The organism is Ruegeria sp. N4, assembly GCF_056531425.1.
Window position 1 is genome coordinate 19,975 of sequence record NZ_JBQFLT010000021.1, and the last position, 7,343, is coordinate 27,317.

Sequence of the window (7,343 nt, forward strand, 5' to 3'; positions counted from 1 at the left end):
GGTGACGCTGATTTTATCCCCGACCCGCTGCGCCCTCGGCTAAAGCAGGTTGGCCCGCGATCATCGTGGCCTTGTTGCAGGGGGACTAAAGCAGCTAACTCTGTCTGGCACAGTATCACCCCCTTTATTCGACAGGGTATTATGTTTCGGAACCGAGCCATTCTTTTCATACTCATTACCCTGATGATTGATGCCATCGGCATCGGCATCGTGTTTCCGATCATGCCGGATCTGATGGACCGGGTTGGCGCAGGCGGCACGGGGCAAGGGGCGTTCTGGGGCGGGCTGCTGATGGCAGCCTATGCAGGGGCTTTGTTTCTGTGCGGTCCCATCGTTGGCAGCATCTCGGACGCGGTGGGCCGCAGGCCGATACTGATCGCGGCCCTTGCCATGCTGGCGGTTGACTATGTCATCATGGCTTTAGCCAGCAGTTTCTGGCTGCTTTTGCTGGGGCGCACGCTCGCGGGTCTGGCCGGGGCGACCTATATCACCGCAACCGCCTATATCGCGGATATCTCGACCCCCGAGGAAAAGGCAGCGAACTTTGGCCTGATCGGCGCAGCCTTTGGGATTGGATTTGTCCTTGGCCCCGCTATTGGCGGCATCGCGGCGGAAATCAGCATCGCCGCACCGTTCTGGATTGCCGCCGCATTGTCGGCAGGCAACGCCTTGTTCGGCGTGTTTGTACTGCCCGAGAGCCTGTCGCCGGACAAACGCCGCCCGTTTGGTAAACGTGATCTGAACCCGTTCAAGTCGATCTTTGACGCCTTCCGCCTGCCGGGGCTTGCGGTTCCGCTTTTGTGCATCTTCATCTTTGAGTTTGCGAACATGGTCTACCCGACCCTCTGGGCCTTCTGGACGCGCGAAGTGTTCGACTGGCCAACCCTTTATATCGGATTGTCGCTGGCCGGCTATGGCGTGCTGCTGGCGTTTGTTCAGGGCGGGTTGATGCCGATCTTCATCCGGTTAATCGGGGATTACCGCACATTGATGCTGGGCATGGTCTCGGCGCTGATCGGCATGATCGGGTTTGGCTTCACCGGGTCAATTGCTGCCTTGGTCGTCTTTCTTCTGCTCGCCGCGCTGTCTGACATGGTTCCACCCCTGATGACGGCAATGGCGTCGAACCAGACCGATGAGGATCGGCAGGGTATGGTACAGGGGGTTATCGCGTCTTTGTCCTCGGTCGCGGCGGTTTTGTCTCCGCTTGCGCTGACCGGGATCTTTCATGCGTCTGTGGACAGTGATGGCATCTATTTCCCGGGCGCACCGTTTCTGTTCGCGGCCGTGCTGGTCGCGGCCATGCTGCCGTTGGTGATCCGGCTGAAGGGCCACGCGCAAGAAACGTAGGATTTGCGGCAACAGGCAGCAGTCTTAAGTGTCCGCCGTGCCCCCAAACCCCTGCAAGTTGTGATAGATTGGAACTGAGGACATTCTGGCAGGAGATTTCCCGTTGCGACCGAAATCGATCCGTCTTGCAGTCACCATTATGGCCCTTGTCACGTCGGCGGCGGCCTTGCCCGAACGGGCCACTGCCCTGTCATCGGATATACCCGCCTGGCTGCAAAAGCACGTGGGTACAGGCGACGGCCAGATCGCGCCTGTCGTGCTGGAAAGGGCGCGGGCACTGTATCAGCAGAAAACCCGGCAGGGTAAGGTCAGCAACCCCTGTTATCTTGCCAAAGACGCGACCCGTCCCAGCACCGCCCGCAACGGCAGCCCCGGACGCAGGTTCTATGTCATCTGTGAATCTCAGCGGACATTCCGCGCCGTTTCATCCGGGTATGGCAATGGGCGAAAACTGCAACGCGCCAATTTCGCAAACGGGCGGCAATGCGCGAAGAATTTCAGCAATGCCGAGGGATCAAAGTTGACGGCGGGCGGGGCCTATGTCACCGCCGAAACCCGAACGTCCTTCAAAGGGTTTTACAGCCAGTCCGGCCAGACCAAGCCGTTCTATCGCACATTTCTGTTGTTCGATGGCGAAGGCGAAACCAGCAATGCGCGTGAAAGGGCCATTGGTGGCCATCCTGCCGTTTTCCTGAAATGGCAATGTCGGTTCAAGAACCCCACAAGCTCTCATGCTGATGATGACGGCTATGTCCCTTATGGACGGTTGGTGAACTACACGGGCGGGCGCAGCAACGGGTGCACCACGTGGTCGGAATCCGCCTCGGAAGAGATCCTGGCACTGGTAGAGGGCAACCCGACGACGCTCTATATCTATCCGGAATCCAAAGACATCAACGCGGTTGCAAAAGCGGTGAGCAAGGGGCGATCACTGTCGCGCGCGGGCGTTTATTGGAACGCCGCGTGTCTGCAAGCCATTGGCACACCGAAGTTCTGGCCCAAACGCACGCTTCAACCGATCATAAACCAATGGAGGGACTCTTTGCCCAAACAGCCGCCGTTGGAGCTGCCGATCTGTAAATAGCGGGGTCTAATCCGAGCTGACGGGCAGCCGGTTGCGCACAAGTTCCACAAACCACTGAACGCCCGGAACAAGCGCTGCATCGTTGAAGTCATACCCGGCGTTGTGCAGCGGTGCGCTGTCGCCGTTGCCAAAATTACCGAACGCACCGGGTGCAAGTTTCAAGGCTTGGGCAAAATCCTCGGATGCACCCATGGGGCGGGCATCCGGGTCCGTGTTGTTTTCGCCGAACACCGATCTCGCTGCCTGCAGCGCGTGCTGCGTCGCCTCAGCGTCATTCACCAGCGGGACAAACACACGCTCATACTCAACGTCTGCGTCGCAGTCATGGGCCATGGCCATGCCATTCGCGATGCGGCGCATCGACTCTTCGATCCGGCGACTGACGGCATCGTCGAAATGGCGGCAATCGCCTTCGATGCGCGCCTCGCTGGCAATGGCGTTCTTGACATTGTCACCCGCAATCGACGTCACCGAAACAACCGCAAGGGCCGAGGGGTCTATCGCCCGGGACACAATCGTCTGAAGCTCGCTGACGATGGAACAGGCGCACAGGATCGCATCCTTGCAGTCCTGCGGGCGCGAGGCGTGGCCGCCGCGACCGCGCACGGTTATGCGGAACCCGTCCTCGGCACCCATGAATGGGCCGGGTCGGATTTCAAACGCCCCGACGGGAAGGCCCGGCTTGTTGTGCAGACCATAGATTTCGTCAAATCCCAACCGCGATCCCAACCCGTCTCGGATCATGGCCTTCATGCCCTGCCCCCATTCCTCGGCCGGTTGAAAAACCAGCCGCACAGTTCCGTCAAACCCACCTTCTTGGGCCAGAACAGCAGCAGCGCCCAGCAGGATTGTCGTATGCCCATCGTGACCACAAGCATGCATCAGTCCGGGTTTGGACGACGCGTAAGGCAGATTGGTGGTTTCATGGATTTGCAGACAATCCATATCCGCGCGCAGCGCAATCGTTCGATCACCATTTCCCTGCCGCAGCGTTGCGACGACACCGGTGCCACCGATTCCGGTCTCGATATCCTCGATCCCAAATTCCTTCAGCCGCTCGACGACAAAACCCGCCGTGGCCTGTTCTTCGAACCCAAACTCTGGGTTTTGATGCAGGTGTTGCCGCCATTGGCACAGGGATTTGGCGAGATCGTCGGAAACCAAACTGTCATCCTTTTTTGTGGCTGGCAGCCGGGATGTTGAGTGCAAAACCGCAAGTATGCAAGGGCCGTGGGCCGTTGTTTACGACGTTTCAATCGGAAGGTGTTCGTCCGCGCTCCACTCGGCCCATGACCCGTCATAAAGTCGAGATGTGTCGAACCCCATATAGCGCAACGCAAGAAGACCATTGGAAGCCGCCAAACCGCGGCCGCAATAGGCAATGACCTCATTTTCAGTCTCAATGCCCTTGTCGCGGTAATGTTGAAGCAGGCTCTTTTGGTCCGACAGCCTGAATGAGCCCCGTTGCCGCAGTTTCTCTGCCCGCTCGGCAATGGGTGTATCAGCCAAGTCCGGATCGATATTCGAGATCGCGGGGATGTTGACTGCTCCGGGAATATGCCCGGACCGCCCGCCCCATGTATGAGCGCCCTGCCCCCGATAGAGATCGTTTGGCAGGAAGTCGACGATCCTGACGTCCGGGTTTCCAAGCGCAGACAAGACATCAGCCTTCCGGGCGATCCAGCCGTCTTGCGCCCTGGCTTAAAAATTCCCCGGCTCGACGGAAATATCGCCAGATTCGGTGGGTCGGTCTTCCAGCTTCCATTGCTGCAGCCCACCGTCCAGGACCTGCACGTTGTCATGGCCAAAATACGACAGCGCCCACCAAAGCCGCGCGGATGCCAGCGGCAGGCCCGAGTCATCATAGACGACAACATGACTGTCGCTTGAAACACCAAGATCGCGCATTTTCCGGCCAAATTCATGCGGGCCCAGCATCATGTCAGGAATGGTCTGGGTACTGTCCGCAAGCTCTGTCGACATGCCGACATAGACGGCGCCGGGGATATGCTCGGCCTGATACTCTGACCTGTCATCGAAGGCCACGCCCTTGCCGTTTTCTTCTCGAAACTTCCATCGGACGTCAATGATCCGCAGCTTCGGGTCGGTCAGGTGATCTGCCAGCCAGGCGGTGTCGGTAAGTGGGCGAAGGTTCTTGGACATCCCTACGGCCTCCTTCAATCAGACGTGGGTCGCGCCGAGGCAATTATCCATCGAATCTGCGCCCAGAGTCCAATTTTCGAAGTTTTTGTACTTGCAGACAGGCTGCCTGCCAGGACCGGTTCGATCAGCTTGTCTCGCGCATCCAATCCAAAAGCAATTCCGATTGAAGCGCTATCGCCGTTGATTGCACAAGAAGGCCGCGACCGCTCAGGTATCTTGTGGGATCACCGCATCATCCCAGCCTTGCGCAGCGTCAGAATAGATCGACTTCTCGGGGGCGTATTTGGACGGATCATCCAGCGCGGCGGCGTGAACATAGATCAACTGGCTCATCATTTCACTGCGGCGTGTCAGTTGTGATCCGCAATTCGGGCAAAACCCGCTAAAGGTCAAGCGACCCGATCCGCCTGTCATCTGATAGGTTTTGCAAGCGTCGCCAATTCTGAAGGTTTCTGCGATCAGCGGCATCATCTCGGAATGGCCCGAGCCTGTCAGTTGCTGGCAATCCCGGCAATGGCATCGAAACATCGGGGCGTCCCCGCGCACGCCCTCAAAGCGGACCAAACCGCATTTGCACCCGCCAAGTAGCTTTTCTGACATACTGCCCCCTCCGTTGCCCGAGCATAAGAAGAGATTGCCTGTGAGTCATGAATTTGATTGCCGCTCGTCAATTGACGCCAGATTGACTTATTGCAACACCCACCCGGCATTGGTCGATCACAAACGCTATGATGTGACTTTCGTTGCGCCATACCTCCTTGGCGGGCGGGACACATGGGTCACTCCAAACGTCGAAGCCTTCAGATCCTGGGCCTATTCCAGCGCCGCAAAAGATCGGGCGGCAGTTGGGTATCGGGGAACCGATTAGCCAGCCACCAACTTGGCGGTACCCAGGCGCTCGGGGCGCTTTCCATTGTTTCAAAAACCCGTTTCGGACTCAAAAGCGACCAATCTGTTAAGATCGGCGGAGTGGAAGGGGGAACAAGATGCTGAATTTTGATGCCGAGACAACAAAAATCCTGGAAAACGCGTATCAGGGCGCTGACATAACGCGCAGGCGACAGGCTTCATTCGATGCCCTCTGCCCTGCGCCGGGTGAAACCATATTGGATATCGGATGTGGCAACGGCTTGCTGACTGCGGAACTGGCCCGCGCAGTTGGACAGAAGGGCCGCGTCATCGGGATTGACCCCAGCGACGACATGACGGCGGCTGCAAAAGCCCGCTGCCGTGACTATGCCTGCGTCGAATTCCGTACCGGCGTCGCCAATGCGCTTCCGTTCGAAGACGCCATGGCGGACAAGGCGGTTTCGGTGCAGGTGTTCGAATATGTCGACGATATTGACGGGGCATTAGCCGACACAATGCGCTGCCTGAAACCCGGTGGTCGGCTGGTTGTCAGCGATCTGCATTTTGACACCCTGATCTTGTTCAGCGATGCGCCAGAGAGGATGCAGGCCATGAGATCCTCATGGAACCAGCATTTTGTCAGCGGGTCTGTGCCGGAAAGACTACCTGCGTTGATCAAGGCACGGGGTGATAAGGTGGACGAGGTTCGGTCGATAACACTGGTAGATCATCAGCTAAAGCCGGACGGCATCGCAACCATGATGTTGCATCTGATGAGGCAATTTGCCGTTGCGAACGCGCATGTCGACCCCGCCATTGCGCAGGCGTGGTTTGACGAACAACAAAGCCTTGCCGAGGCAGGCCGGTTCTTTTTCTCGATAACGCAATTCATCATCATTGCGCGCAAACAAACCTGACCGATAGCCGCGTCACCACTTTTCGCCAAATGGGCGAATATCCAACTCGAACGTCCAGGCCGATCGGTCCTGTCGCGCCAGCATCAGCGCGGTTTCAGCTATGTGGACAGGGTTGATGAAGAAGTCATCCGGTTTGTCGGGCGCGAAACCCGTCCGGGTGTCTTCTGTGTCGATCACGCCGTCGATGACCATGTAGGCCACATGCACGCCCTTCGGTCCAAGTTGTTTTGCAAGCGCATTTGCCAGCACACGTTGCGCGGATTTTGACGGCGCAAAAGCGGTTGTCCAGAGATTGCCGCGCAGCGCTGCCGTAGCCCCGGATACGATGATCACGCCCGACCCACGCCCGGCCATTTGCGACCCCAGCACTTTGGCCGTAACAAACAACCCCAATGCGCCTACGCGCCAGCTTTGTTCGAAATGAACCTCGGTCACATCGTCGAGCGTTCCGAACTGAGCAAGATCGGCATTGTATATGGCGACGTCGATCTGGCCGAACTCATCCTCGACCGCTTTCAAGGCACCTCTGAGGTTGTCGGGATCTCCGGCATCGCAGGCAAAGGGTTTGACCTGCGGGTCAGATGCGCCTGCGCCCCCGATACCGGCCCCCGACCTGCTGAGAAGGGCAAGGGTGTATCCGGCCTTCCTGAATACTTCGGCATATGCGGCCCCAAGGCCCGGACCGTACCCGATGATTGCGCAGACACCCGCACTCATATCGATCTCCTCCGTCGCGATTGTCACCCAAGGCGCATCTTAGCACATTCGTTGGGCTGATGCAGATTGGTGGCGGTTAGAACCCGTTCCGCGCCCCGCACGGCATGGAAGCGATGGCTATGCGCCGCGCTTCCGTTGTGCATCCCGGACCAGCGCCGCCGATCGGTAAAACCCGTGTGCCATTTTTGTGTAGGGCGTCAGCAGGAAGAAGGTCAGGACCGATCCGAGGTGGATGGCCAGCAGTGCGGGCATCAGAGGCGTTG

At 58.3% G+C, this 7,343-nt stretch carries 8 protein-coding genes; 3 read left to right on the plus strand and 5 right to left on the minus strand.

Features of this window, described 5'->3' with window-relative positions; translation table 11 throughout:
- Positions 1-141: 141 nt before the first annotated feature.
- Both ACR0LW_RS20870 and ACR0LW_RS20875 read left to right on the plus strand, forming a co-directional pair.
- Positions 142-1,350 (plus strand): MFS transporter, encoded by a 1,209-nt coding sequence (locus tag ACR0LW_RS20870; protein ID WP_480884326.1) that lies wholly within the window; start codon positions 142-144, stop codon positions 1,348-1,350.
- Positions 1,351-1,489: 139 nt separating this feature from the next.
- Positions 1,490-2,434, plus strand: a complete 945-nt coding sequence (locus ACR0LW_RS20875; protein WP_480884328.1) for a hypothetical protein — start codon at positions 1,490-1,492, stop codon at positions 2,432-2,434.
- Positions 2,435-2,440: 6 nt separating this feature from the next.
- Here ACR0LW_RS20875 and ACR0LW_RS20880 read toward each other — a convergent pair whose 3' ends face one another.
- The 4 genes from ACR0LW_RS20880 to ACR0LW_RS20895 all read right to left on the minus strand — a co-directional run bounded on the left by ACR0LW_RS20880 (position 2,441) and on the right by ACR0LW_RS20895 (position 5,197).
- A complete protein-coding gene (locus tag ACR0LW_RS20880) occupies positions 2,441-3,598 on the minus strand; it encodes a M20 aminoacylase family protein (RefSeq protein ID WP_480884330.1) in 1,158 nt (385 codons plus the stop codon).
- A 78-nt stretch (positions 3,599-3,676) separates the two neighbouring features.
- The gene (locus ACR0LW_RS20885) at positions 3,677-4,093 is read right to left on the minus strand and encodes a sulfurtransferase (protein ID WP_480884332.1); all 417 of its coding nucleotides are present in this window, start codon (positions 4,091-4,093) and stop codon (positions 3,677-3,679) included.
- Positions 4,094-4,135: 42 nt separating this feature from the next.
- Complete coding sequence (locus ACR0LW_RS20890) at positions 4,136-4,597, minus strand: sulfurtransferase (protein ID WP_480884334.1); 462 nt, start codon at positions 4,595-4,597, stop codon at positions 4,136-4,138.
- A 207-nt stretch (positions 4,598-4,804) separates the two neighbouring features.
- Entirely contained in the window at positions 4,805-5,197 is a 393-nt protein-coding gene (locus ACR0LW_RS20895; protein WP_480884336.1) for a GFA family protein, read from the minus strand.
- Positions 5,198-5,583: 386 nt separating this feature from the next.
- Between ACR0LW_RS20895 and ACR0LW_RS20900 the strand changes: the two genes are divergently transcribed.
- Positions 5,584-6,363, plus strand: a complete 780-nt coding sequence (locus ACR0LW_RS20900; protein ID WP_480884338.1) for a methyltransferase domain-containing protein — start codon at positions 5,584-5,586, stop codon at positions 6,361-6,363.
- Between the two features lie 12 nt (positions 6,364-6,375).
- Here ACR0LW_RS20900 and ACR0LW_RS20905 read toward each other — a convergent pair whose 3' ends face one another.
- Entirely contained in the window at positions 6,376-7,080 is a 705-nt protein-coding gene (locus tag ACR0LW_RS20905) for an SDR family NAD(P)-dependent oxidoreductase (RefSeq protein WP_480627392.1), read from the minus strand.
- Positions 7,081-7,343 lie beyond the last annotated feature (263 nt).

Excerpts from the sequence above, each read along its gene's own strand:
- ACR0LW_RS20870 (WP_480884326.1), top strand. The coding sequence starts at position 142 with ATGTTTCGGAACCGAGCCATTCTTTTCATACTCATTACCCTGATGATT.
- ACR0LW_RS20875 (WP_480884328.1), top strand. The coding sequence starts at position 1,490 with ATGGCCCTTGTCACGTCGGCGGCGGCCTTGCCCGAACGGGCCACTGCC.
- ACR0LW_RS20890 (WP_480884334.1), bottom strand. The coding sequence starts at position 4,597 with ATGTCCAAGAACCTTCGCCCACTTACCGACACCGCCTGGCTGGCAGAT.
- ACR0LW_RS20895 (WP_480884336.1), bottom strand. The coding sequence starts at position 5,197 with ATGTCAGAAAAGCTACTTGGCGGGTGCAAATGCGGTTTGGTCCGCTTT.
- ACR0LW_RS20900 (WP_480884338.1), top strand. The coding sequence starts at position 5,584 with ATGCTGAATTTTGATGCCGAGACAACAAAAATCCTGGAAAACGCGTAT.
- ACR0LW_RS20905 (WP_480627392.1), bottom strand. The coding sequence starts at position 7,080 with ATGAGTGCGGGTGTCTGCGCAATCATCGGGTACGGTCCGGGCCTTGGG.